We start from the raw sequence: 24,155 nt of genomic DNA, 5'->3' as shown, positions 1-24,155 counted from the left end.
TGGGCACGCCGGATCAGCGGGCGCCGACCGCCGCCAACGCGGTCAGCTCCGCCCGCACCGCCTCTGGCAGGCCCTCGGCGTGCGCGCCGCCGCCGAGCACCCCGACGGCCAACTCGCCTGCGAAGGTGTAGGCGAGAAAGGTGACCGCGGCCGACGCGCCCGCGGACGGGCGGGGATGCGCCGAGACGTAGACGATCTCGTAGTCGGTGAACTCGAGGCTTGGGGGCATGCGGAACACCGGGACGACGCCGGTGTTGGTCACCGCGATGTGCCCGGCCAGCGAGTGAATCCTGGTCGCGCCGTAGTAATCCGGGAAGTGCAGCACGGACTGCTGCACGACGCCGTCGGCCAGGTCGCGCGTCAGGCGGGCCGAAATGCGCTGTGCCAGTTCGAGCGGGTTGGCCGCGGGATCCACCTCCGCGGCGAAGGAAGCCAGACCGGCCATGTTGGTGCCCGCCGACGCGGCCACCGGCGGCTCCAGCCGGGTACGCAGGTCGACGGGATACAGACAGCCCGAATGTGCCGCGCCGCCGACTGTCTCGCGTGCATGAGCGCGTAGCAGAGCGGCGGTGAGCAAGCCGTTCACCGTCACGCCTGCTCTGCGTCCGAGTTCGACGATCCGGGCGGTGGCCTCCCGGTTCAGCCGCACACGGACCGGACGGGCGAGCGTGCTCGGCGCCGGTGGCGCGCTGTCGGGCGGCAGCTCCCGCGCCTGCTGCGGAAGCGGCTTGGTCACGTCCTCGAAGCCGGATGTAGTGGTTCTGGTGATGCCGCGCGCCGCGACATGCCACTCCAATGATCGCGGAATCTCCTGTGGCGCGAACTCTATGGATTGCCGTTCGGTGATGCCGGTATAGCAGTCCCAGAGTCGCGACAACAGCTCGACGCAGTGGCCCGCGTCGGCGACGCTGTGGTGCGCGAACAGCGTGACCCGCCATTCGTCCGCGCCCGAGCCGACGACGTCCAGATAGGCCAGGCGCGCCGCCGGATCCACCGCGGGAACGTCGAGCACCGCCACGTCACCCTCGCGCACGGAGACCGGGGGCCACGCCGCCTCGTCCCCGGCGAGCAGATAGCCCTGTCCTGCGGCGTCTTCCACGATTCTGCAGCCGATCACCGGATACCCGCGCCGCAACGTCGCGAACGCCTCCCGCAGCGCCGTCACGTCGAGCGCTCCCCGCACCGACACCGACCGGCCCGTGTAGGTGCCGTGCCGCACGAACCGCTGCTCCGACGGCGCCAGCATCCGAACCACAGAATCCTCATCCCACAACACATCGCAAGGGTGCGGCACCACCGCCACGGGTGCAAACCGACCGGGCGGACGGATGCGGAAGACTGCCGGTATGAGTCTCGCGGCGCGTTTGGAGATCCTCGGCCTGTCCTCGGTGGAGGAACAGCTCAACCATCCCACCGTGGTGGGTATCGCCGAGGGCACCCTGCCCGAACCGGTCTTCCGGTCCTGGCTGGAGCAGGATTACCTCTTCCTGCTCGACTACGTGCGGGTGTTCGCCCGCCTGGCATGGCAAGCTCCGCAGGCTCATCTGGGCGACCTGGTCGACCTGGCGCACGCCACCTACCACGAGGAACTGTCGCTGCACCGCTCGCTGGCCGCCGAGTTCGGCGCGGATCTCGACGGCGCCACCAAAGGCGCGCCGTGCGCGGCGTACACCGCGTTTCTCCTGGACTCCGCCGCGTCCTACGGTGCGGGGCTCGCCGCCCTCTATCCGTGCATGTGGGGGTACTCCACGCTGGGCGCGCGACTGGCACAGCGCCCGCCCGCCGAACCGCGCTACCGCCGCTGGGTCGACACCTACGCCGATCCCGGTTTCGCCGCCCTCACCCGCCGCTGCGCGCAGATGATCGATGAATCCGGAGTCGACCCGGCCCGTGCGGAGGAGCTGTTCCGCGAGGGGTTGCGGCACGAACTGGCGTTCTGGGACGTTCCGCTGAATCCGTCCGGCACCGATGAGTGACCTACGCTGACAACGTGAGTCAGGACCACGTGCGGGCATCCGACGCCGATCGCGAGAAGATCGTCGACCGATTGCGTCAGGCGATGAACGAGGGCAGGCTGTCGCTGCCCGAATTCGACGAACGGTTGCAACAGGTATATGCCGCCAAGACCTATGGCGAACTGACGCCGTTACTGTCCGACCTTCCCGCACAACGGGAACCGCAGCCGGAGCGGGCGACCGGCATCCCGCAGTGGATCACGATCATGTGGACGCCGTGGGTGTTCGTCAACGTGCTGTGCGTGGTGATCTATCTGGCCACCGGCGCGGGCTACATCTGGCCGTTCTGGGTCGCGGTGCCGTGGGGACTCGCGCTGCTGATCCCCACCACGATCGGCATGCTCACCCGCAAGAAGAGCCCCTGAACGCCGGCGCCCCGTGGCCATCACGACCACGGGGCGCCGCGGCGGACTCAGGCTCCGATCAGGTGCTGGGCCAAGTAGCCCTCCACCTTGTCCAGCGCGATGCGCTCCTGGGTCATCGTGTCGCGCTCACGGATGGTCACCGCCTGGTCCTCGAGCGTCTCGAAGTCGACGGTGATGCAGAACGGCGTGCCGATCTCGTCCTGGCGGCGGTAGCGGCGGCCGATCGCGCCCGCGTCGTCGAACTCGACGTTCCAGTTCTTGCGCAGTTGCGCGGCCAGGTCTTTCGCCTTCGGCGTGAGGTCGGCGTTGCGCGAGAGCGGCAGCACCGCCGCCTTCACCGGCGCGAGGCGGCGATCCAGGCGCAGCACCGTGCGGGTGTCCACGCCGCCCTTGGCGTTGGGCGCCTCGTCCTCGGCGTAAGCGTCGACCAGGAACGCCATCAGCGAGCGGGTGAGGCCCGCCGCGGGCTCGATGACGTACGGGACGTAGCGCTCGTTGGTGGTCTGGTCGAAGAAGCTCAGCTCGGTTCCGGAGTGCTCCGAGTGCGTCTTGAGGTCGAAGTCGGTGCGGTTGGCGATGCCCTCCAGCTCACCCCACTCGTTGCCCTGGAAGCCGAAGCGGTACTCGATGTCGGTGGTGCCCGCCGAGTAGTGCGAGAGCTTGTCCTTCGGGTGCTCGAACAGCCGCAGGTTCTCCGCGGCGATGCCGAGGTCGGTGTACCAGGAGAACCGCGTCTCGATCCAGTACTTGTGCCACTCCACGTCCTCGCCCGGCTTGACGAAGTACTCCATCTCCATCTGCTCGAACTCGCGGGTGCGGAAGATGAAGTTGCCCGGCGTGATCTCGTTGCGGAAGCTCTTGCCGATCTGCGCGATGCCGAACGGCGGCTTCTTGCGCGCGGTCGTCATCACGTTGGCGAAGTTCACGAAGATGCCCTGGGCGGTTTCCGGGCGCAGGTAGTGCAGGCCCTCCTCGGACTCGATCGGGCCGAGGTAGGTCTTGAGCATCATGTTGAAGTCGCGCGGCTCGGTCCAGCGGCCGACGGTGCCGCAGTTCGGGCACGCGATGAGTTCCATCGAGACCGTATCCGGATCATCGATCTTGTTCTTGAGCGCGTACGCCTCCTGCAGGTGGTCCTGCCGGAAGCGGTGATGGCAGTTCAGGCACTCGACCAGCGGGTCGTTGAACACGCCCACGTGACCGGAGGCGACCCACACCTGGCGGGGCAGGATCACCGAGGAGTCGAGACCGACGACGTCCTCGCGGCCGGTGACCATGGCGCGCCACCACTGCTTCTTGATGTTCTCCTTGAGCTCGACACCCAGCGGCCCGTAATCCCATGCCGACTTGGTGCCTCCGTAGATCTCACCGCACGGGTACACCAGACCCCGGCGCTTGGCGAGGTTGGCAACGGTGTCCACCTTCGACTTGGGTGCCACGCGAGAATTCTCCATCCACTGCGAGTCGGAATTTTGCATTGCATGAACACGATAGTTTTGTGTCGATGCTGCGATTGTGCCCAGCCTATCGGCAGGCCCGGTGCCGGTTTCAACCGCACGGTTCGGCGCGCCCGTTTGACATGCGCACCTGTGCATACGCAAACTGGTAATGCTTTCCATTAAGGAGTTGGTGACATGACCGCCGAGACCGCCCCGGCACCGCCGCACAACCCGTATCGGTCGCCCGGCCCGGCGCCGGTACCCGCACGATCCGTGCTGGAGGACGCGGGTGAGTTGTTGCGGGCGCTGGCAGCGCCGGTTCGGATTGCTATCGTGCTCCAGTTGCGCGAGTCACCGCGGTGTGTGCACGAATTGGTCGACGCGCTCGGTGTCACGCAACCACTGGTCAGTCAGCATCTGCGTATCCTCAAGGCCGCCGGTGTCGTGCACGGTGAGCGTTCGGGTCGCGAGGTGCTCTACGAACTCGTCGACGACCATCTGGCGCACATCGTCGTCGACGCCGTCGCGCACGCCGAGGAAGGGTGATTCGTGCCAGACAACACGACCGTTCCACCGAAACCGGTCGGTATCCGCAGTACCAGGCAGCGCAGCGCCATCGCCGCGCTGCTCGGTGACATCGATGAGTTCCGCTCCGCCCAGGACCTGCACGACGAGTTGCGCAAGCGCGGCGAGGGCATCGGGCTGACCACGGTCTACCGGACATTGCAGTCGCTGGCCGACGCGGGCATGGTCGACGTGCTGCGCACCGACTCCGGCGAGTCGGTCTACCGCCAGTGCTCCACCGGCCATCATCACCACCTGGTGTGCCGGCATTGCGGCCACACCGTGGAGGTGGAGGGCCCGACGGTGGAGGCATGGGCCGAGGCCATCGCGAGCGAGCACGGCTTCAGCGAGATCAGCCACACCCTCGAGGTGTTCGGCACCTGCACGACATGCGGGGCGGCGCGCCGACGCGACGGCTGATCCACCCGATTCCCGGCGTGTCCGGTTAACGCGGCTTCCACGAGCGGAGATTCACCGGCGAGATCCTCGAACGCCCGGGCCGAGCCGAGCCCGACACGGAGGATCCGCCATCTGCTGGGGAGGCAGCGTGTCAACGACCACCGACTCATCCATCCGCCCGGTGCGCCGCCGGGCCGTGACCGTCGCCGGGGCCGCGCTCGTCGTGGTCTCGGCGATGCTCCTCTCGGCGTGCGAGGACAAGGACGGCACGCCGGTGGCCGTCTCCCCGACACCCACGTCCGCGGTCGCGGTCCGGCCGGGCTCCGACAGCGGGCAGTCGACCGTCCGCACCGTCGGCAAGACCGGCTGGTACGACGGATTCGCAATCACCGTGGACAAGGCGACCGTCGTGCCGGACGAATACGGCGGCGCGAAGGTGCGCATCGACATCACCTACAAGAACACCACGCTCGACGACCACACCCTGAGCATCACGCCGTCGCTGCTGGTCGGCAGGGAAGTGGACGGCGGGGCGATCTTCGACAGCCCGGCGGTGCCCGGCAACGGCTCGGCCACGGGCACCGCGACGACGTCCGTCGCGTCGGCCAAGGACGCCGAGCACCTCATCGACACGATGACCATCGTGTACGGCAAGGCCGCGGACAACCAGACCAAGATCCCGCTCGCCGCGGCGGGCAAGGTGGACAGCGTCCAGCCGAGGACATTGCCGATCAGCGGCACGCTGGTGCAGGACCAGACGACCATCCGGATCACCGGCGGCAGAATCAGCCCCAGCTACACCGAGAACGAGAACGGCAAATCCGATCTGGCGCTGCGCATCGCGCTCGTCGGCGGAGGGGGCATCCCCGCGGGCGGGACGAACATCTACTACGACTACTTCACCGTCCGGACCCCTGACGGCCGGACCGTGGCCGCCGACATCCGCGGCCCGATCAACGAGTTGCTCAACGCCGACGAGACCATCGACAACCCGAAAAACTACGTCGTCTTCGTGGTGCCCTCTCCCGGCACCGGCCCCTACACGTTGACGTACAACGCTCAGAAGGAAGAGGGCGCGGCCGGCGCGCCCACACTGTCGTTCACGGTGGGCTGATCCGCTCGCCCGCCGCCTTTTCGGCGGACCGTCCCCGAGCCCATCGCGAGGGGCAGCGGGGCAGCTGCGCCGAGACCAGGCGTCCGAGCCGAGCGCATTCACTTGCCGAAGGATTGCCGCAGTGCGAGAGAGGCGATGGGGACAACGACATGTCACGTGCAACGCCGCAGTGAAAATACCTCGGGACCGACCGGCGAGCCGCTACGGTCCGAGTTGGGTCAAGGCGCCCACCCCCTGCGGGTGCCCACCCACCCGGGGGGTGGATACTCTCCACCCCCCGGGGCCCAGGCGCTTCGGCCGCACGGCCGAGGACGTCTCACATTCCGTACTGCCCTGCCACTGCCGGGCCACCTCGGAAAACGAGGCGGTCGCCGCAACCTCCCGGCTAGAGAGTGTTGCGACGACCGCATGAACCCGACACACAGTACGGCTCCGCGCCCGTGCTCGGTTCAGCCGACCGGTACCGCGGCCCGAGCCGACGCAGACGTCTCGGCCGGGCGACCGCGCAGTGCGGCCACTCCGAGCAGTGCGAGCGCCAGCGCGCTCCACACCAGCAGCACCACCAGCGGTCCGGTCGCGGCGGCGCCATCGAAGAACGCGACCGAACGCAGCAACGACGCGGCGGCGCCCGGCGGCAGCAACTGCCCGACGGCGCCCCACGGCTGCGGCAACAGTTCCGGTGCGGACGTGGCCGCCGAGAACGGATTGCCGATCAGCAGCATGGTGAGCGCGGCGATACCGATTCCGGCACGTCCGAGCACTGCGGCGAGGCCCACGACCGCACCGGCGACCGCGAACGACACCAGCCCCGCCACCGCCGCGAGCAGCGGGTAGGACCCGGGCACCACCGACATCCAGCCCTGGATGATCGCCATCCCGAGCAGTCCACCCGCGACACCGAAGGTGGCCAGCCCGACCAGCTTGCCTCCGATTCCCGGGATCAGCAGCGACAGCAGCACGCCCGCAGCGATGCCGGACATCACCAGCGGCAACACCATCGCACCGAACGCGGTGCCTCGCGGATCGTCCGAGTCGGCGGCCACCACGTCCTCGACCCGGGCGGCGGGTGCGCCGGAGAGCTGCTGCCCGATCTGGGTGAGTTGCTGTGCGACAGCGGGACTGGCACCGGAGGCGACCAGCACGCGCGGCGGGCCGTCGCCGGTGACGATCGCCCCGTAGACCTCCCGGTCCTCGATCGCGGCGCGAGCGGCGGCCTCGTCCGCGGGGGTGGTGATTTCGAAGGCGCCCGGGCTGTGCTCGGCGAGCTTGCCGGTGACCATCGCGGCCTGCGGCCCGGTGACGGCCAGCGGCAGGTCGCGAGGCGCGATGTTCGCGGCCGGCCAGGCGAAAGCGATCAGCATCAGCGCTTGGAGCAGAGCGGCGCCGATGCCCAGCGCGAACGCCCGCTGCGTGGTGTTCATGACCTTCTCCCTAAAAATCGAATGCTCGTTCTTTTTAGTTGGGCCTACGGTCGCACGGTGCCGGAAAGTTGTCAAGAACGGATATTCGTTTTATTTTTGGCCTATGCCCCGAGTCAGCGAAGAGCACATGGAACGCCGCAGGCAGCAGATTCTGGACGCCGCGCGGCTCTGCTTCGCCCGCAAGGGGTTCTACGAGACGTCCATGCAGGACGTGTTCGCGCAGTCGGGGCTGTCGGCCGGTGCGGTCTACCGGTACTTCAAAAGCAAGGACGAGCTGATCACGGCGCTCGCCACGGAGACGACGGTGTCCCTGCGCGTGGCGATGGCCGACGCGATCGGCCGTGACCCGCTGCCAACGCCCGCCGAGCTGATCACCGTGATCGCCGAGGAGGTCGTGCGGCGCAGCGGACCCGACGGCCCGGTGCGACTGGCGCCGCAAGCCTGGGCGCTGGCCCTGGTACATCCGGTGGCGGCGGTGATGGTGCGCGAGACGATGATCTCGATGCGCGCGCTCTGGGTGACCTACGCCGAGCGCATGCGCGACAAGGGCTGGCTACCCGAGGACGCCGACCTCGACGCCGTGGCCAAAGCGATCATCGGACTGTTGCCGGGATTCATCCTCCAGCACCTCATCCTCGAGGACCTCGACCCGCAGACGCTGGCTCGCGGCGTACGCACCCTGCTGCCCTACGGCGAAACCACCGGCACGAGCGCCGGCTGACGGCCGTCGTGCCCTCCTCAGGGCAGCAGACCCTGCCTGGCCCGGCTCGCGTTGGACAGCACGAGCAGCAGCATGGTGGTGAGAGCCTGATCGTCCAAGCCCGCGGCGGGGAAGGTGTAGCGCAGGATGACATCGGCGAGCCCGCCGCGGGCGATCACGGTGAGCGAACCGAATTGCAGCGCGTTGTTGCGCTCGGCGACGCGCTTGTGCAGCTGCGCCTTCAGCGGGCGATCCCAGGCCAGCACACAGGTGAGACTCAGCACGTCCAAGCCGGGCGCCAAGGTCACCGCGCGCAGCGAGCACAGCGCGCCCTCGTACTCGAATCCCAGCGACCCTTCGGGGTCGACCCGCACGTCGATGCCGTAACTCGACAGGCACGCCCCGGCCCGCGCCTGGAGTTCCCGATCCGGCGTCACCGCTGCGTCCATGTCCGACCCGCCGTTCACTTGGTGCCGCCGAAACGGCGGTCCCGGGAAGCGTACTGGAGGCACGCCTCCCACAGGTTGCGCCGATCGAAGTCGGGGAACAGCGTGTCCTGGTAGACGAATTCGGCGTAGGCCGACTGCCAGAGCAGGAAGTTCGAGCTGCGGAACTCGCCCGACGGGCGCAGGAACAGGTCCACGTCCGGCATGTCGGGCTCGTCGAGGTATTTCGCCACCGTCGCCTCGGTGACCTTCTCCGGATCGATCTCACCCGCCGCCACCCGGCGCGCGATCTCCCTTGCCGCGTCGGCGATTTCGGCGCGGCCACCGTAGTTGACGCACATGGTCAGCGTCATCACCGTGTTGTGCCGGGTGAGTTCCTCGGCGATCTCCAGTTCCTTGATCACGCTGCGCCACAGGCGCGGTCGCCGACCGGCCCAGCGCACTCGCACACCCATCTCGTGCATTTCGTCCCGGCGCCTGCGGATCACGTCGCGGTTGAAGCCCATGAGGAAGCGCACCTCCTCGGGGCTGCGCCGCCAGTTCTCGGTGGAGAACGCGTAGGCCGACAGCCACTTGACGCCGATCTCGATACAGCCCTCGACGGTGTCCATCAGCACCGCCTCGCCGCGCTCGTGCCCGGCGGTGCGCGGCAGCCCGCGCTCCTGGGCCCAGCGCCCGTTGCCGTCCATGACGAGCGCGACGTGGTTGGGCACCAGTTCCGGCGGCAGTTGCGGCGGCCGAGCTCCCGACGGGTGCGGCGCGGGCGGGCGGACGGCGCCCGCGTGCTCGGGCGCGGTCGCGGTGGCGGAATCTCGGCGGCGGATCACGGCCTCCATCCTGCCTGATCGCTTCCGCCGCCCCTACCGCCGCGTTGCTTCCTGCCGAATTCCGCGGCTCCACCGGCGCCGGTGACTTATTCTTTTCCCTATCGTGATACTGGGGAGGGGTTTCTCGAACGTGACCGATTTACCAGGCACCGCGACCGCGGCGGGTTTCCGGGCCACTCGTGAACTGCTCGGCCTTCCGGTTCCATGGTGTGCACGGTTCTTCGCGGTCGCGGAACGCACCGTCGAGCGGTGGGAGAAGGGCGCCTTCCAGATTCCCGACATCGTGGCCAGGGAACTCGCCTCCATCGCGGACGAGACCGACCAGGTGGTCGAGGCCATGGTCGACGCCATCGACGCCGGGGAGATCTCGCCCCGCCTGCACACCTACCGGACCAACGACGATTACTGCAAGCACGAGCCGGACACCCGCTACCCGGCCACCTGGCATCGCGCCGTGTGCGCCCGGGTCATGATCGAGCTGCCCCAGGTAGAGCTTCAATTCGTGGAGTAGACCGCTCGATCAACGGCAGCGTCCGCAGCTGACGTTCCAGATGCCACTGCAAATGCGCCGCGACCAGGCCGCTGGCCTGTCGCCGCACCGCCTCCGGCGTCGCCTCGACCTGCTCCCACTCCCCCCGCAACAACGCGACCAGCAGGTCCAGCACCCCCGGCGCGGGCGTCGCCGCACCCGGGGGACGGCAATGCACACACACCGCGCCTCCCGCCGCGACGTGGAAAGCGCGATGCGGACCCGGTGTCGCGCACTTGGCGCACTCGTCCAGTGCGGGCGCCCAGCCCGCGAAACCCATGGCGCGCAACAAGAACGCGTCCAGGATCAGTTCGTGCGGACGCTGTTTGGCCGCGATGGCGCGCAGGGCGCTCGCGGTGAGCGCGTGCAGCCGGGGCGCGGGCGCGCGCTCCTCCCCCGCCAGCCGCTCGGCGGTCTCCAGCACCGCGCACGCGGTGGTGTAGCGCCCGTAGTCGTCGATGATGTCGGCGGCGAACGCCTCCATCGTGTGCACCTGGGTGACGGTGTCCAACGTGCGCCCGGGGTGCAGTTGCACGTCGATGTAGGAGAACGGCTCCAACCGGGCCCCGAACCTCGACTTGGTGCGCCGCACCCCCTTGGCGACCGCGCGAACCAGGCCGTGCTGCCGCGTGAGCAGCGTGACGATGCGGTCCGCCTCACCCAGCTTGTGCTGGCGCACCACAACCGCTTCGTCCCGATACAAACGCACGTGGTGAGTCTAATTGCAGCGCCTTCGGCGCTGCGTGTTCGCGGCCCCCTTATGGCTCGCGTTTGCGCGACCGCCGCTTGCTCCTTCGTCGCGGACGCGACGGCCGCGCAAACGCGAGCCGGGCCGCGAACGGAATATGCTCGGTCTCGCTTCGCTCGAAACCGGGAGTTACGGTCAGCCGGGCACGTCGGCATGCGAACTCCGGACATCGGGCGCGCGGCCCCAACCGGACTACCGACAGCCCTGAGGACGGTTCGTCGTGCAATCCGGCCGCCCATGTATCGGGGGCAAGTTGCCTTCTGCCGGTGTCAACAGCGCTGCCGGGTCTCGCTTCGCTCGAAAGCAGGAATCGCGGTCAGCCAGGCGCGGGCATGCGAGCTCCGGACAGCAGGCACGCGGCCCCAGCCGGACAACCGACAGCCCCGAGGACGGTTCGTCGCGGAAGTCCGGCCGCTCGACGCACGCGCTCAGGCAGTTCGGTGTGTGGTCCTCACCTGGCCAGGAAGTGCCAGCCGAGCCATGCCCAGATGAGCACGGCGGTGATTCTCGTTGTTCGCGTGCCGGTCAGGTACGCGATCGTTTCGCCGAGGGACGCGACCGGATCCCGGCGCAACCGCGTCAGCAGGATCGCGACGAGTGCGGCCGCCGCGATCAGGCCGAATCCGAGGAGGATGACGGCTCGGTCGCTCATCTCGACACCAGCCACCATCCGGCGCCGAGCCACACCAGCCAGCCGGCGAGCCGCAGTGGCCACTGTTCGAGCGCCGGATCCAGCAGTGTGGACAGTGTCGGGTGCTCATCGCTCGGCTGATTCAGGGCGGGCTGCCGCGACAATGCGTAGACCTCCCACGCCGACACCGCGACCAGCAGCGCCGACCACACAGCCACGCCGCGTCCGAGCCGGGGGGTGTACGGCGGCCGCGCGCTTCGCCCGCGGAACGCCAGCACCAGAGCGCCCAGCGCCGCCACTGCCACGATCGCGGTCGCCGGCCTGCTGAAGGGGCGGGTCGCGGCTCCACCAGCGGCCAGCGCGAGACCCACGGTCAGCGCCGTCGCACGCCACGGGAGTCGATATGCCGAGCGCGCCGGTTGCTCAGTCACGTGCGCAGGATAAGGCTGTGCGTGGCCGGATTCGGGGAGGCAAGGCGCCTACCTCATGTCGACGTGTCGGGCGCTGTCCTGGCACAACCCGCGCGGTCATATGGACTCGCGAGCGAGCGGCGCCGTCCGAGACCGATGCGCGCCGAGCACGGCCGGAGCAATTCAACCGCTGGTGCGCATGAGTCCGGAGATCAGCAACAGCACCGACTGCTGGGCCTCGGCGCGGGCGCGATCGGGGTCTTCGGCGTGCGCGACGATCAAGGAGGCCTCGCTGATCACGCTGACGACGAGCTGGGCCAGTACGGGGATGGGGGCGTCGGCGATCAACCCGGCGGCGCGGGCGCGCTCGAGTTGCCTGGTGATCAGGCCGAGGCCGTGCGCGGATTCGAATTCACGCCAGGCCTGCCAGCCGAGCACGGCGGGGGCGTCGGTGAGGGCGATCCGCAGCATCGCCGGGCGCTGGCAGATCTCCAGGAAAAGCGCGAGCCCCACCGCCATTCCGGCCATCACGTCCTCGGAATCGACCGCCGCGATGGCGTTCTCGATCTCCTCGGTGATCTCGCCCTCGATCTGCTCCAGTACCGCGAGGAACAGTCCCCGTTTGTCCCCGTAGTGGTGGTGCAGCGCGCCCCGGGTGACGCCTGCCTCGGTGACCAGCCCTTCGGCCGAGGTTCCGGCGAAGCCGCGCTCGGTGAACAGGCGGCGTCCCGCCTGTTCGAGCGCGGCCCTGGTTGCGCGAGACCGGTCTTCCTGGCTACGGCGTGGCATGCAGCCGAGTGAACTCCAGGATCGATTCGGCGAGCAACTCGGGCTGGTCCTCCGACACGAAGGTGTAGGAGTCGTCGATGAGCTTCAGTTGCGCGTCCGGCAGGTCGCGGGCCAGGCGTTCGGCGAACGAAATCGGGAACAGCCGGTCCTCGCGCGCCCAGGCCAACAGCACCGGGATGTCGACGTCGGCGAAGTGGCGCGCGGCTTCCAGCGTGTAGCGGCGATGCGCCGATTTCAGGAAGCGGCGCAGGTCTTTCCGGATCGCGGCGGAATCGCGGCTGGGCAGCAGATAGGAGTCCACGATCTCGGGCGGAACGGGCCGCTTGGTGACCCATCCGAAGGCCAGCGGCAGGCGGTGCAGCGCCCGGATCCGCAGCGCCTCGGTGAGGGGGCGCAGCGATCCCGGGATCTTCGCCAGCAGCGGAAGCGAGGTGAACGGCTGCGGCAGGAAGCTCTCGTAGCTGTCCACCGAGACGAGCACGACGCGGCCGACGCGGGACCGGTCGCGGGTCAGCAGCACCTGGGTGATCGCTCCGCCGGTGTCGTTGGCGACCAGGGTGACATCGGTGAGGTCGAGGCGTTCGAGGAACGCGGCGATGAGATCGGCGATGCCGATGGGGGTCAGTTCCGCGTCCGGGACCGGGATCTCGTGCGAGCCCAGCGGCCAGTCCGGCGCCAGGCAGCGGTATCCGGCCGCGGCGACCACGGGCACGACTTTGCGCCAGATGTCCGCGTTGACGAGCAGGCCGTGCACGAAGACGACCGGAGCGCCCTCCCCCGTCTCGTGATAGCGAATGCGGCCGCCGGGCAGATCCACCTCGTGGGTGCGGCCGAGAGCTGTGCTGGTTGCCATGGGTCCTCCCAGTGGTCGGGTTCCCGTCCACTGTTACATACATACCGTATGTATGTCTAGAGACGGCATCAGCGGAAGACCGCCTCGACCGCGTTCTTCGAGGCCATCACCGCGGTCGCCAAGGAGGCGACGCCCGCGACGGACTCTCCGACCGCGTACAGCACACCGGTGAGAACGATCCGGTTCGGCCGATCCTTCGCCGCCTCGACCGCCGCGCGCCGAGTCGTCTCCTCGACCAGCTGCCGGTCCTCCAGGTCGATGTCGCACCCACTGATCCGGGCGAGCAGATCGCTCAGCGAAGAACGCAGATCCTCCACCGCATTCGATGGGGCAGTACCGTCGCCGCCGGTCCGCCTCCGTCGGGCACGCACACCACAGTTCCCGCAGAACGGGTAGCCGTGGCGGTTGAAATGCTGACACTCGGCGCATCGCACCTCGCCAGCCAAACATCCGGCTCGGGTCGAGCCGAGCGGAACCCGGAAGCCGTGCCAGGTATGGCCGGGCATCGCCGTATCCGGGTTCGTTTCGGCTCGACACGAATCCTTGTCGGCAAGATCTTGCACGAGCACTAGGGGATGCCCAGCATCGCGCGGAACTCCGCCTCTCCCAGATCGTTCCACCGCTCCCGCGTACCCCGCAGCAGCGTGTCGAGATCCACTCGATACCTGCCGGAGGACAAGCTGCTACCGCAGGCGATCAACCGTGCGGCCAGGCCGGCCAGCGCCCCCGCGAGCGTCACCGCGGTGGCCAACTGCGGCCACGAGGGCAGGCTGCGGCCGACTTCGGTCAGCGAGTAGCGCGTCCGCGGCGTGACGTCGCTGCCGACGATGGCGGTGGCCAGCTCGATCCGTCGCGCCGGATCGCGCAGCTCGGCCGCCGTCAGGTCGGTCAGATCGCCGGCCCGGCCGTGCAGGAGCGGATAGTCCGGTTCCAAGTCGTAGCGCTCCACGTCGACGAAGGAGCTGTCGCCGTGATCGGTCGCCATCACCACGGGGATGCCGAGCGCGCGGGCGCGCTTGCGGATGTCCACTTTCAGCGCGAGGTCGTCCATCTCCTCGATGACGACGGTCAAGGGCGCGGAGCCTCCCGGCCCGCCCAGGTAGTCCGAGGCGTTCTCCGGCCGGTACCCCTGGGGGAAGGCGGCGATCTCGCAATAGGGGTCCAGCTCCAACGTACGGCGTTGCGCCAGAGTCAGTTTGGGTTCGCCGAGATCGCACACCGAGGCCTGGAGCCTGTTGAGGTTGGTGCATCCGAGAGTGTCGTACTCGGCGAGCCGGAACCGCCGGGCGCCGGACAACGCGCAGACCGCCAGCGCTGATGCGCCCACGCTGAGCCCGGCCACTCCCACCACGGCGTCCGACCAGGCCCGTTGCTCGTCGCCGGTGAGCAGGTGCCGGTTCCTGGCCGTGCGCAACCGCCAGAACTGCTCGCGGTCGGGCAGTTCGACGATGGTCCGGCGCCACGGGTACACGATGTAGCGGCTGATCCGGTCTACGGCCGCACCGTCCCGTACGGAGGTCAGGTAGTCCTCCAGCGCTGCCGCCGCGGCCGGCGTCCCCGCGGCGAGTTCGGGCCGCTCGATCAGCGCGAGTTCCCTTGCCGCGCTCGCCCAGCCGTCGACCAGCCGGTACCCGGATCCGGGGGCGCACAGTTCGGCGATGCGCCGCTCGTCGTCTGCCGGATGCAGGATTTCGATCATGACCGCGCTCCCGTCCACCGGTGCTTGACGCCCGTCTCGAAGCCCGCGCTGCCGTGCCGGTGCAGGCTGATCCGCGGTTCGGCGGCCGAGCCGAGCGCCCGGTGCAGGCGGCGATACTCGCTGTTGGTGCGCAGCAGGGCATCGACCACCTTCCGCTCCAGCAGCGCGGTGAATCCGCCCGTGGGGCAGACACCGTCGCGGAGTTCGACGCGCAGCCGCAAGGTCTGCTCGAATCGCGCGTCCGTGTCGGTCACCAGCACGAATTTTCCCGTGACCGTCGGACCGACGTCCGGGTCCTCCAGCGCGGCGCGGATGTTCTCCGGGTAGATCTCCAGCGCGTAGAACGACGCGGCGACGTCGGTGCGCCGGCGCAGGGCGAGGAACCCGCAGGAGTCGGTGGAGGTGCGCACCGGCAGCCGGTGACCGTGCGCATCGAGGACGGCGGCGAGCTCCGCGGCGGAGAGGATCCGGCCGACATCGTTGATCCGGTAGCGCAGCAACGGGATCGCGGTATCGGCGCTGAACAGGAAACGCCCTTCGGCGTCGACTTCGGTATACCGATACTCCGCGTCGTACTCGACGAAGGTCGGCTGCGGGTGCGCCTCGCCGAACAACGCCTCGCCCAGCGCGGGATCCGCGCCGGCCGCGCGGCGGACGGCGACGCTGGTGGGCGTCTCGCAACCCATGATGCCCGCGTCGGCGGTGCCGTAGACGACGCGGATCTCGCCCGGCTGCCCCGGCTTGCCGATCCGGTCGAGCACGTAGTCCCGCCATTCTTCGGTGATGGCCTCGCCTGCCAGCAGAATGCGCAGGTTCTGGCGCAGTACCTCGGCGGGCGCCCGATCCAGCACATCCTTGACGAACGGGGGGTAACCGGCCAGAACCACCTGGTCGTAGTGCGGGCCCAGTTCGGCGATGTCGGCCAGGATCGTCTCCGGTTCGATGCCGGGTGCGATGGTCGAGATGCGGTGCCCGCGCTGACGCATCGCGGTGGCCGCCGCGTAGGTGTAGGTGCCTCCGATCCAATTGCCCATCGCGAAGCCGACGACCAACAGCGTGGACCGCTGCCGCGTCTGGAAGCTGTCGCGGAACACCCGCGAGTAGAGCTCGATCGCCTCTTCCTGGGCGACGAGGTCCCTCGGCCAATAGCTGGGCCGGCCGGTGGAGCCGGAACTGCACGACCACGTCCCGGCCGAAGCGACGTCGCCGTGCCAGAGCAACATGCGCAACGGGTAGTGCCGCAGGTACTCCGCTTTGGTCATCGGTGGCAGCGCGGCGAAGTCATCGGCGGTTCTGATGTTTGCCGGTTCGATTCCGCGGCGCGCGAGGAAGTCGGCGTAGGCCGGCACGTGGATCGCCGCCCGGTGGAAGGTATCGAGGGCGCGGCCAAATCCGGGTCTCGGCCGGGTCGGCAACGACAGTGATGGTGCGGACATGGTGACTGTTTCCTTTCCTCCCACTGCGGCGATGCGCGGAGCACGGTCGCGGCGTGGGTTCGGGAAATAGCCTCTGAGCAGTGCGTACGGACGAGAAAGAAGTCAATACAAGGTCCATACGACACGCCGCGCCGCCGCCCGGATCTCGCTAGACTCCGGTCATGACCGATGGGGGCGGGAGGCGGGTGGATCCTCGATCCATCTCCACCCGAGAGGAATTCGCGGCGGCCTTCACACGGCTGCGCACCACCGCCGGGTTGACCGTCCGCCAGGTCGTCGACGACTCGGGAGGCCTGCACGGCACGGTTAGCGGATGGTTCGCCGGTCACCATGTGCCGACCGAGCAGAACGAGCGGATGTTCCGGGATGTGCTGACGGCGTGCGGCGTTCGTGACCCGGAGGGGCAACAGCGGTGGCTCGCGGCGGTCCGGCAGGTGCGTCCGACGAGCGGGCGCAGGCGTAGCCAGGGACCTGTGCCCTACCGGGGCCTGGAACCTTTTCGACCCGATGACGCCGAATGGCTCTTCGGCCGTGCCGAACTCACGGCGGAGCTGCGACAGCGCGTTTCGTCGCTCGCCGGATCCGAGCAGCGGATACTCATCGTCACCGGCGCGTCCGGCTCGGGGAAGTCCTCGCTGCTGCGCGCCGGACTGCTACCCGCGCTCCGGCGCGAAGGCCGCACGGCCGCGGTGGTCACCCCGGGCGCCCATCCGGCACAGGTACTCCAGGACCCCGCCGACGTCCTGGTCATCGATCAGTTCGAGGAGACCTGGACCCTGTGCCTCGACGACGGCGAGCGAGCCGACTTCCTGGCCGCGCTCGCGGGCGACGCGAGCGGCCGGACCCACGTGCTGGGACTGCGCGCGGATTTCTATCGCCACGCCGCGGAAGAGCCGTTCCTGCACCACGCGCTGGCGCATCATTCGGTCCTGGTCGGACCCCTGAGCAAGCAGGCGCTGTGCGACGTCATCATCGAGCCGGCCCGCAAAGCGAACTGGACCGTGGAAGACGAACTCGTGCAGCTGCTGATCGTGGAACTCGCGCCGCGCGGGTCCGCCGAAGCTCACGACACCGGCGCTCTCCCTCTGCTGTCGCATGCTCTGCTGGAGACCTGGCAGCGGTCCAGCCGCCGGAAGATGACCGTGGCCGATTACAACGCCGTCGGCGGAATCGCGGGCGCCATCGAGCAGACCGCCGAGACCGTGTATCGCGGTCTCACCGAGCCGCAGCGGCAGATCACCCGCCGCACGTTCCTGCGGCTGCTCAACATCGACGACGATGTCACCACCCGTCGCCGGGTACAACGCCAGGAGCTGTTCTTCGACCACGACTCCGTCGCGAACGTGAACACCGTGATCGAGCGGTTCGCCACGCACCGCCTGCTCACCGTCGAGGAAGAGACCGTCGCGATCACGCACGAGGCGCTGATCGGCGCCTGGTCCCGGATGCACCGGTGGCTCGACGAGGATCGTGAGAGCCTGGCCGTCCACCGCAGGCTGACCCAGGCCACCCAGGTCTGGCTCGACAACAACGAGGACCCCAGCGCGCTGCTCGGACCCGCGAGGCTGGAGTTCGTCCAGGAGTGGACGCGCGACGACGGACATCGGCGAGACCTCAACCAGCACGAACGCGACTACATCGCCGCCAGTATCGCCCACCGGGAGGAGATCCGGGCCGGAGAGCGCCGCCGCACCCGGATCTTGCAGCGGATGGTCGCCGGCTTGGCGACCGCGCTGATCGCGACGATCGTCTTGACCGGTGTCGCACTGGTGGCCCGGTCGAACGCCGCGCACGCGCGAGACGAGGCGCTGTCGCGCCAGATCGCGCTCCAAGCGGAGCGACTGCGCGGCACCGATCCCGCGCTGTCGGCGCAGCTCGCGCTCGCGGCCTTCCGCATCCAACCCACCCTCGAAGCCCGCTCCGCGCTCTTGGACAGCACCGCGGTGCAGACGCCGACTCGGCTGCTCGGACCCGACGGCGGCACGCTGGTGGCCACCGACCGTTCCGGAGTCGTGCTCGCCGTCGGCCGCAGCGACGCCACGATCGACCTGCACCACCTGCACCACCTGCACCGGAGCACCCGTTCCGGACGGCCCGGGTCGGCGGATTTCCGCAGCCGGATTCCCGCGCCCCGGCCGGGCGCGGTTCTGGGCTCCGTGACGATGACTCCCGACGGCGCACTGCTGGCCGCGGCATTCGGCGGCCACATCGATCTCTGGGACATCGCGAACCAGGACGCACCCCGGCCGCTGGCCACCCTCGCCGGAACCGGCGTCCAGTACCGCACCCTCGATCTCGGTCCCGACAAGCGCTCCCTCGCCGCGACGACCACCACAGCGGAGATCGTCCGGTGGGACATCACCGACGCCATGCACCCGATTCCGTTGCCCGCCTGGCAACTTCCCGCGGGCGCACCCGTCATCGCGTTCGCCCCGAACGGGAAACTTCTCGCCGCCGCGGGAAACGCGGGCGCACTGCGGATCTGGGCCACCGACCGGGACGTTCCGCTGACGGACATTCCGCCCGACGGTTCCACGGCGCAGGCATTGTCGCTGCGATTCAGTCCGGACAGCTCCGCCCTGGCCGTCCCCGGACGCGCCAACGAGGTACGTCGCTGGGATGTACGCGATCCGGCCGCCCCGGCGCCATTGCCCGCGCTGCGCGGATTCACCAGTTATGTCAACGACGTCGCCTTCAGCCCGGACGGCACACGGCTGGCCGCGGTCAGCTCGGACAACAAGACGCGCGTGTGGCGCCTGGACACCGACCAGCTGGAGATGGAACTGCCCAACCCGGTCATCGTGGTGTCGGTGCGCTTCGCCCTGGACGCGCACGCACTGATCACGGGCAGTCTCGACGGCACCGTCCGGATCTGGCCGCTGCCCGGCCCGGTCCTGCGTGGCGCCCAGAGCGTGGTCTTCCAGACACCGATCGATCGCAGCGGGAAGCTCTTGCTCGTCGGCACCGGCGCGGGCGACGGCAGCGCCCACCTGTGGAACCTCGGCGATCGCGCGGTACCCGTCGAATACGCCGCGCTGCCCGTCGGCGCGGATGAGAAGAGTTGCGGAGCGGTCGCGCTGGCGATGGACGGTTCGACGGCCGCGGTCGGCACCCGTGCCGGGCACGTGCTGCTGTGGGACCTGCGCGATCCGGCGCACCCCCGGCTGACATCGAAGGTGGCCGCCGTCAACGGCATCGTCTCCGCCATGACCTTCACCCCCGACGCCAAGACGTTGGTCGTCGCGGGCCAGGACGATCCGACTGTGACGCTGTGGGACCTCGGCGACCCGGCCGCCCCGCGATCGCTCGGCGCGGTCTCCACCGGTCCCGGCCTGCCGGGCATCGCCGCCGTCGACGCCGCGGGCGCCCAACTCGCCATCGCCACGTCCAACGAGTCGGTGTTCCGCTGGGACATCCGTGATCGCGCCCGCCCGCGGAAACTGCCCGAGCTCTCCGGATTCACCAACGATCTGGCCGCCGTGGCCTTCAGCCCCACCGCGCCGATCCTCGCCGCGGGCAGCATGGACCACACCGTCAAACTCTTCGACCTGTCCGACCCGCAGGCGCCCCGGCATCTCGCCACGCTGATCGGCGCCGCCGACGCGATCATCACCGTCAATTTCGGCCCCGACGGCACGCGGCTGGTCGGCGGCGCCAGTGACAACGGCATCTGGGTCTGGGACATCACCGACCCGCGCGACCCGCGGCGGCTGGCGGTGCTCAATGCCTACACGGGTCGGGTCAACGATGCCGTCTACGCGCTGGGCGGCGATTCGCTGCTCGCGGCGGGACCCGACCGGATCGTGCGAGTCTGGGCGACGGACGTCGACGAGGTCGCCGCCGAACTCTGCGACAGCGGCAGCGGGCCGATCACCGCCACCGAGTGGCAGCGCTACCTTCCGACCATCGCCCAGCACGGTCTGTGCCCGCAGTAGCGCACTGCCGGGCAAGATGTTGCACCCCTCTACCGCACGGAGGCAACCATCGACGAAAAAATCTCGCGGGGCGGCCATTACGGGCCGACAGAGCCGGACGGAGTGCCAGATCCGGCGTCGATGATCTCCCCGTGCGCGTCTGCGCGAGGCCCATACTTGTCTTCTCGCCGCGGGACGGAAAGTTTCCATCGGGATCACGAGAGGGGAAACGATTCATGCGACTTCTCGTCGCTTCACCGCTCGGAGACGTCATCGAACCGACGCTGTCGGCGTCCTTCCCGGCGGCGAAGGTCATCGTCGCCCGCGACCGGGCGGAGGTGGTCCACGCTGTCACCGGCATCGAGAAACTCGACGTGGTGATCGCGGACCTGGTCTGGAACGACCCCGAGCAAGAGTTCCGCTTCGACGGGTTGGATGTCCTGGACATGGTGCGCGCGAGCCGGACGGGCACTGCCGTTGTGCTGGCAGGCCAAGGGCACAGCATGGAGCAGGATCACTTGGACGAGGCGTACCACCGGGCGGACGAGATCGCGGGTGTACACGAGAAAGCCACGGGGGTAGCGGCACTGCTCTCGGCGATACGACAAGCGGCCGACGGCGAACGCCTGCCGAATCGGCGCGCGACGAACGGTATTCCGTCGCTCTATGAACTTTTCACCGGACGAGACGGAGTAATCGCGGGCCGGCTCGCCGGCGCGATCGCCTCCGGACGCACGTGGGACCCCGCGTCCCTGGCAGCCGCGGCCGAAGTCGATATCGACGCGGCCTATTCGCTCGCCGACGGCTATCTCGGACGAATCATCGCGCAACGGCGCGAGAACGAATCCCACGGGGAGCTGACGTCCGCCGTCGTGTACCGCTGGTGTGGATTACACGCGCGCTATCTGATGAGTTGGTGTCGCCGCAACGGGCACATGGAGGTACTGACGCATGGGGACGAGAGCTGATGGCGATCTGCGGACTCCCGGTGCGGATCGTGCCGTCACGTGAATCGCGGGCCGAGGACATCGGCATGGCCGTTGCGGCGGCACCAACTGATCAGATAATGCGCGTGCTCACCGCACCAGCGGAAGACCGCCCCCTGGGTCAACGGCGTACCCTCCGGCAACTCCTTGCGGGCGAGAATGATCGGCCCGATATAGGTGTTGGTGGCCTTGTTGGCGGTGTTGAGACCCACCCGGGCGACTTGGGCGAGAGAGTTGTAGTCCCAAGCGGATTTGGCCGCGATCGCACCGGCCAACCGGCCCGCCGTCTCACCACGCTGTTCGGTGAACAGCGCGCACAGTGCGGGCGGCCCCTGCCGCGGGAGCGCGATCTGTTCACTGCGGCCGGTCGCGGCGCGCTGGATGGCCGCGAGCAGCGCGGGGACGCCGGATGACTTGTCGTAGAACTCGGCGATCTCGGCCGCGCGCAGCCGGGCCTCGTCCAGGTGATCGCTCTCCATACTGTGCCCTTGCGCGGCGAGCAGAACCTCGCTCTGCCGTTTGGTGTCACGGAGCAAGTCCAGAACATCCAAACCGTCGAAACGGTACTCCATTTCGGGTTTGTTCCAGATCAGATCCGAGATGACCACGTCGAACCGAAAACGTCCCACGATTTGAGTGCGAACCTCGTCGACATCGGAGGCGACCGCGACGGTCGATGCCGGAAAATATTGCGACAGTGTGGGAGCGATGATTCCCCCCAGGGGCGAGGCGACGAGTACTCGCAAGCTCGGTTCCATATCGCGATCTTCATCGCTGGTGATACGCGTCGGCAAGACATCGAACGTCTTTCGAACCAGTAGGTTTCATAGCGCGCGGACCGAAGCGAGATCGGCAACCCGAGCAGAAGACCGGGATACGAGCCCCGACAGCAAGATCTTGCCGAGTACGGGGCACTCCGAGCAATAATCCAGCGACATCATCGGGGCACGGCAACAATTCGGTCCGCCGCCGATAATACGGGCCGGAAATCACTGCGAAGTTCGCTGATTACTTGCCCTCCCCGACTTATATGATTCTAAACCTGTGCACCCCCGATGGCTCTGGAGCACAGTTCCCACTACCGGAAGGCCGATAATGGCTGAAGTGTGTCCGCAATGCAGCAAGAAGACCGGAATGGACATCGGCGAGAAGGATCGCCAGGGCTGGCAGAAATACCAGTGCCAGATGTGCAAATTCGAATGGAAGGCGCCGAATCCCTGACCGTTCCCGCCGGCTGCCCGGTGCGTGGCGCGCGTCCGAAGCCGCCGCGTGCCACCACAGCAGCCGCACGGGTTCGAATATTTCGCAGTATCCGTTTTCATGCACCGTCCACAGGTGCATCGGGAGGGCAAACAGTGGCACATACCGTCGGTATCGATCTCGGTACCACGTATTCAGCGGTCGCCGTCGTCGGCGCGAGCGGTAGGCCGGAGATCCTGGTCAACCGGGACGGCGAGCGACTCACACCGTCGGTGGTCTTCTTCGACTCCGACAGCGTGCTGGTCGGCTCGATGGCCAAACGGTCCACGGTGACCGCGCCGCTGGATGTCGCGCAGTTCGTCAAACGGCAGATGGGTAACCCGGAGTACCGATTCGTCACCTCCGACGACCGCGCCTACTCGGCCGAGGAAGTGTCGGCGATGATCCTCAAACGACTGAAGGAGGACGCCGAACTCGTCCTGGGGCAGGGGCAGGTCACCGACGCGGTGATCACGGTCCCGGCGTTCTTCGACGACGCGCGACGACGGGCGACCAGGGACGCGGGCACGATCGCCGGTCTCAACGTGCTGCGTGTGGTGAACGAGCCGACAGCGGCCGGGCTGGCCTTCGGACTCGATCGCGGCAGCGGCACCGTCATGGTGTACGACCTGGGCGGCGGCACGTTCGACGTCACCGTCATGCGCATCAGCGACGGCGTGTTCGACGTGCTCGGCACCGACGGGTTGCACGAACTGGGCGGTTTCGAATGGGACAACCGGCTGATGCAGCACCTCAACGAGGAGTACATGGCCCAGGGTGGCGGCGATCTCACCGACGCGTTCGAGACCGAAGCCGACCTGCGTGAGAAGGCCGAACTCGCCAAACGCACGCTCAGTTCGACCCGCTCCACCCGAGTGGTGCTCAGCCACGGCGGCGTCACCCGCACACTGACCGTGACGCGCGAAACGTTCGAAGATCTCACCAGCGACCTGCTCAACCAGTCGCGGGACCTGGCGCACTCCCTCGTGGAGGAGTTGAGCCTGCGGTTCGCGGACATCGACCACACCTTGCTCGTCGGCGGGTCCACGCGCATGCCCATGGTGGCGACGATGCTCGAGGAACTGACCGGCAAGCCACCGCTGCGGGCCGGAAACCCCGACGAGCTCGTGGCGCTCGGCGCGGCGCTGCGGGCCGAAGCCGAGACGTCGTCGAGCGCGGCGCGCAAGCCGGTGATCCTCGACGTCACTTCGCAGGCGCTGGGAACGGTCGCGCTGAACGACAGCTCGCGGCCGAGCAACAGCATCGTGATCCCGCGCAACACCAAGATCCCCGCCAAGGCGAGCAAGGTGTTCGGCACCGTCGCCGACGGCCAGACCGAAGTGCGGATCTGCGTCACCCAAGGCGACGACGAGGACATCGACCACGTCCGGTTCGTCACCAAAGGAAAATGGCCCGACGGCGGGCAGCTTTTCGCCATTCCGCCTTACCCGGCGAACGCTCCGGTCCTGATCACCTTCCACTACGACATGGATCAGACCATCCAGGTCGAAATCACCGACCTCACCGCGGACAGATCACTCGGCACGTTCGAGGTCGACAACGTCGCCAATCTCAGCGCCACCGACATCCGTGCCGCCCGCATGAAGAACGAAAATCTCGAGGTGAATTGA

Annotated in this window: 24 protein-coding genes; 10 read left to right on the top strand and 14 right to left on the bottom strand. The window is 68.4% G+C overall.

Annotation, left to right across the window (positions count from 1 at the left end; all coding sequences use genetic code 11):
- Positions 1-13: 13 nt before the first annotated feature.
- The gene (locus ABZ803_RS15025) at positions 14-1,276 is read right to left on the bottom strand and encodes an acyltransferase (RefSeq protein ID WP_357037453.1); all 1,263 of its coding nucleotides are present in this window, start codon (positions 1,274-1,276) and stop codon (positions 14-16) included.
- A 70-nt stretch (positions 1,277-1,346) separates the two neighbouring features.
- Here ABZ803_RS15025 and ABZ803_RS15020 point away from each other — a divergent pair, with 70 nt between their 5' ends.
- Together ABZ803_RS15020 and ABZ803_RS15015 are read left to right on the top strand one after the other, a co-directional pair.
- Positions 1,347-1,976 (top strand): transcriptional regulator, encoded by a 630-nt coding sequence (locus tag ABZ803_RS15020; RefSeq protein ID WP_357037450.1) that lies wholly within the window; start codon positions 1,347-1,349, stop codon positions 1,974-1,976.
- 14 nt (positions 1,977-1,990) lie between these two features.
- Complete coding sequence (locus tag ABZ803_RS15015) at positions 1,991-2,380, top strand: DUF1707 domain-containing protein (RefSeq protein ID WP_357037447.1); 390 nt, start codon at positions 1,991-1,993, stop codon at positions 2,378-2,380.
- Positions 2,381-2,427: 47 nt separating this feature from the next.
- Here the strand turns inward: ABZ803_RS15015 and ABZ803_RS15010 are convergent, their stop codons facing one another.
- A complete protein-coding gene (locus ABZ803_RS15010; protein ID WP_357037444.1) occupies positions 2,428-3,819 on the bottom strand; it encodes a glycine--tRNA ligase in 1,392 nt (463 codons plus the stop codon).
- A 195-nt stretch (positions 3,820-4,014) separates the two neighbouring features.
- Between ABZ803_RS15010 and ABZ803_RS15005 the strand changes: the two genes are divergently transcribed.
- The 3 genes from ABZ803_RS15005 (at position 4,015) to ABZ803_RS14995 (ending at position 5,896) form a co-directional block, all read left to right on the top strand.
- Positions 4,015-4,365, top strand: coding sequence for a metalloregulator ArsR/SmtB family transcription factor (locus ABZ803_RS15005; RefSeq protein ID WP_040865632.1), 351 nt, complete (start codon positions 4,015-4,017; stop codon positions 4,363-4,365).
- A gap of 3 nt (positions 4,366-4,368) precedes the next feature.
- Positions 4,369-4,803 (top strand): Fur family transcriptional regulator, encoded by a 435-nt coding sequence (locus tag ABZ803_RS15000; RefSeq protein ID WP_040865631.1) that lies wholly within the window; start codon positions 4,369-4,371, stop codon positions 4,801-4,803.
- Positions 4,804-4,930: 127 nt separating this feature from the next.
- Positions 4,931-5,896, top strand: a complete 966-nt coding sequence (locus ABZ803_RS14995) for a hypothetical protein (RefSeq protein ID WP_357037440.1) — start codon at positions 4,931-4,933, stop codon at positions 5,894-5,896.
- A 449-nt stretch (positions 5,897-6,345) separates the two neighbouring features.
- On the opposite strand, the gene ABZ803_RS14990 is transcribed toward ABZ803_RS14995, so the two are convergent.
- A complete protein-coding gene (locus tag ABZ803_RS14990) occupies positions 6,346-7,317 on the bottom strand; it encodes a hypothetical protein (protein ID WP_357037437.1) in 972 nt (323 codons plus the stop codon).
- A gap of 103 nt (positions 7,318-7,420) precedes the next feature.
- Here ABZ803_RS14990 and ABZ803_RS14985 point away from each other — a divergent pair, with 103 nt between their 5' ends.
- Entirely contained in the window at positions 7,421-8,038 is a 618-nt protein-coding gene (locus ABZ803_RS14985) for a TetR/AcrR family transcriptional regulator (protein WP_357037434.1), read from the top strand.
- A gap of 17 nt (positions 8,039-8,055) precedes the next feature.
- On the opposite strand, the gene ABZ803_RS14980 is transcribed toward ABZ803_RS14985, so the two are convergent.
- Both ABZ803_RS14980 and ABZ803_RS14975 read right to left on the bottom strand, forming a co-directional pair.
- A complete protein-coding gene (locus tag ABZ803_RS14980) occupies positions 8,056-8,466 on the bottom strand; it encodes a hypothetical protein (RefSeq protein WP_062969797.1) in 411 nt (136 codons plus the stop codon).
- A 14-nt stretch (positions 8,467-8,480) separates the two neighbouring features.
- Complete coding sequence (locus tag ABZ803_RS14975; protein WP_357037430.1) at positions 8,481-9,299, bottom strand: isoprenyl transferase; 819 nt, start codon at positions 9,297-9,299, stop codon at positions 8,481-8,483.
- A 121-nt stretch (positions 9,300-9,420) separates the two neighbouring features.
- On the opposite strand from ABZ803_RS14975, the gene ABZ803_RS14970 reads away from it, so the two are divergent.
- Positions 9,421-9,801, top strand: a complete 381-nt coding sequence (locus ABZ803_RS14970) for a DUF1870 family protein (protein ID WP_051174996.1) — start codon at positions 9,421-9,423, stop codon at positions 9,799-9,801.
- Here ABZ803_RS14970 and recO read toward each other — a convergent pair.
- The 8 genes from recO to ABZ803_RS14930 form a co-directional block, all read right to left on the bottom strand.
- Positions 9,758-10,528 (bottom strand): DNA repair protein RecO, encoded by a 771-nt coding sequence (gene recO, locus ABZ803_RS14965; protein ID WP_040865627.1) that lies wholly within the window; start codon positions 10,526-10,528, stop codon positions 9,758-9,760. The two genes, ABZ803_RS14970 and recO, sit on opposite strands and share 44 nt — an antisense overlap.
- A gap of 490 nt (positions 10,529-11,018) precedes the next feature.
- The gene (locus tag ABZ803_RS14960) at positions 11,019-11,219 is read right to left on the bottom strand and encodes a DUF6186 family protein (RefSeq protein WP_357037425.1); all 201 of its coding nucleotides are present in this window, start codon (positions 11,217-11,219) and stop codon (positions 11,019-11,021) included.
- The gene (locus ABZ803_RS14955; protein ID WP_357037422.1) at positions 11,216-11,629 is read right to left on the bottom strand and encodes a hypothetical protein; all 414 of its coding nucleotides are present in this window, start codon (positions 11,627-11,629) and stop codon (positions 11,216-11,218) included. The genes ABZ803_RS14960 and ABZ803_RS14955 overlap by 4 nt, the downstream gene beginning before the upstream one ends.
- A gap of 162 nt (positions 11,630-11,791) precedes the next feature.
- Positions 11,792-12,397 (bottom strand): TetR/AcrR family transcriptional regulator, encoded by a 606-nt coding sequence (locus tag ABZ803_RS14950; RefSeq protein ID WP_357037419.1) that lies wholly within the window; start codon positions 12,395-12,397, stop codon positions 11,792-11,794.
- Positions 12,384-13,250, bottom strand: a complete 867-nt coding sequence (locus ABZ803_RS14945) for an alpha/beta hydrolase (protein ID WP_357037416.1) — start codon at positions 13,248-13,250, stop codon at positions 12,384-12,386. The genes ABZ803_RS14950 and ABZ803_RS14945 overlap by 14 nt, the downstream gene beginning before the upstream one ends.
- A 68-nt stretch (positions 13,251-13,318) precedes the next feature.
- Entirely contained in the window at positions 13,319-13,567 is a 249-nt protein-coding gene (locus ABZ803_RS14940) for a hypothetical protein (protein WP_357037414.1), read from the bottom strand.
- A gap of 251 nt (positions 13,568-13,818) precedes the next feature.
- The gene (locus ABZ803_RS14935; RefSeq protein ID WP_357037412.1) at positions 13,819-14,949 is read right to left on the bottom strand and encodes a ThiF family adenylyltransferase; all 1,131 of its coding nucleotides are present in this window, start codon (positions 14,947-14,949) and stop codon (positions 13,819-13,821) included.
- A complete protein-coding gene (locus ABZ803_RS14930) occupies positions 14,946-16,385 on the bottom strand; it encodes a phenylacetate--CoA ligase family protein (protein WP_357037410.1) in 1,440 nt (479 codons plus the stop codon). The genes ABZ803_RS14935 and ABZ803_RS14930 overlap by 4 nt, the downstream gene beginning before the upstream one ends.
- Before the next feature lie 161 nt (positions 16,386-16,546).
- Between ABZ803_RS14930 and ABZ803_RS14925 the strand changes: the two genes are divergently transcribed.
- Both ABZ803_RS14925 and ABZ803_RS14920 read left to right on the top strand, forming a co-directional pair.
- Entirely contained in the window at positions 16,547-20,320 is a 3,774-nt protein-coding gene (locus ABZ803_RS14925) for a hypothetical protein (protein WP_357037407.1), read from the top strand.
- Positions 20,321-20,535: 215 nt separating this feature from the next.
- Positions 20,536-21,267 (top strand): response regulator, encoded by a 732-nt coding sequence (locus ABZ803_RS14920; RefSeq protein WP_357037405.1) that lies wholly within the window; start codon positions 20,536-20,538, stop codon positions 21,265-21,267.
- A gap of 35 nt (positions 21,268-21,302) precedes the next feature.
- Here the strand turns inward: ABZ803_RS14920 and ABZ803_RS14915 are convergent, their stop codons facing one another.
- A complete protein-coding gene (locus ABZ803_RS14915) occupies positions 21,303-22,043 on the bottom strand; it encodes a response regulator (RefSeq protein WP_357037402.1) in 741 nt (246 codons plus the stop codon).
- Between the two features lie 597 nt (positions 22,044-22,640).
- Here ABZ803_RS14915 and ABZ803_RS14910 point away from each other — a divergent pair.
- Positions 22,641-24,155 carry an Hsp70 family protein gene (locus tag ABZ803_RS14910; RefSeq protein WP_357037399.1) on the top strand — a complete coding sequence of 505 codons (1,515 nt, stop codon included), beginning with the start codon at positions 22,641-22,643 and terminating at the stop codon, positions 24,153-24,155.

The sequence above is a fragment of the Nocardia sp. NPDC047648 genome (genome assembly GCF_040642815.1).
GTDB lineage: Bacteria > Actinomycetota > Actinomycetes > Mycobacteriales > Mycobacteriaceae > Nocardia > Nocardia gamkensis.
This window is presented reverse-complemented; position numbering and strand designations above follow the sequence as displayed.

Bases quoted from the DNA above. Each gene is read 5' to 3' on its own strand.
- ABZ803_RS15020 (WP_357037450.1), top strand. From the start codon at position 1,347: ATGAGTCTCGCGGCGCGTTTGGAGATCCTCGGCCTGTCCTCGGTGGAG.
- ABZ803_RS15005 (WP_040865632.1), top strand. From the start codon at position 4,015: ATGACCGCCGAGACCGCCCCGGCACCGCCGCACAACCCGTATCGGTCG.
- ABZ803_RS14990 (WP_357037437.1), bottom strand. From the start codon at position 7,317: ATGAACACCACGCAGCGGGCGTTCGCGCTGGGCATCGGCGCCGCTCTG.
- ABZ803_RS14985 (WP_357037434.1), top strand. From the start codon at position 7,421: ATGCCCCGAGTCAGCGAAGAGCACATGGAACGCCGCAGGCAGCAGATT.
- ABZ803_RS14980 (WP_062969797.1), bottom strand. From the start codon at position 8,466: ATGGACGCAGCGGTGACGCCGGATCGGGAACTCCAGGCGCGGGCCGGG.
- ABZ803_RS14975 (WP_357037430.1), bottom strand. From the start codon at position 9,299: ATGGAGGCCGTGATCCGCCGCCGAGATTCCGCCACCGCGACCGCGCCC.
- ABZ803_RS14960 (WP_357037425.1), bottom strand. From the start codon at position 11,219: ATGAGCGACCGAGCCGTCATCCTCCTCGGATTCGGCCTGATCGCGGCG.
- ABZ803_RS14950 (WP_357037419.1), bottom strand. From the start codon at position 12,397: ATGCCACGCCGTAGCCAGGAAGACCGGTCTCGCGCAACCAGGGCCGCG.
- ABZ803_RS14945 (WP_357037416.1), bottom strand. From the start codon at position 13,250: ATGGCAACCAGCACAGCTCTCGGCCGCACCCACGAGGTGGATCTGCCC.
- ABZ803_RS14935 (WP_357037412.1), bottom strand. From the start codon at position 14,949: ATGATCGAAATCCTGCATCCGGCAGACGACGAGCGGCGCATCGCCGAA.
- ABZ803_RS14930 (WP_357037410.1), bottom strand. From the start codon at position 16,385: ATGTCCGCACCATCACTGTCGTTGCCGACCCGGCCGAGACCCGGATTT.
- ABZ803_RS14925 (WP_357037407.1), top strand. From the start codon at position 16,547: ATGACCGATGGGGGCGGGAGGCGGGTGGATCCTCGATCCATCTCCACC.
- ABZ803_RS14920 (WP_357037405.1), top strand. From the start codon at position 20,536: ATGCGACTTCTCGTCGCTTCACCGCTCGGAGACGTCATCGAACCGACG.
- ABZ803_RS14915 (WP_357037402.1), bottom strand. From the start codon at position 22,043: ATGGAACCGAGCTTGCGAGTACTCGTCGCCTCGCCCCTGGGGGGAATC.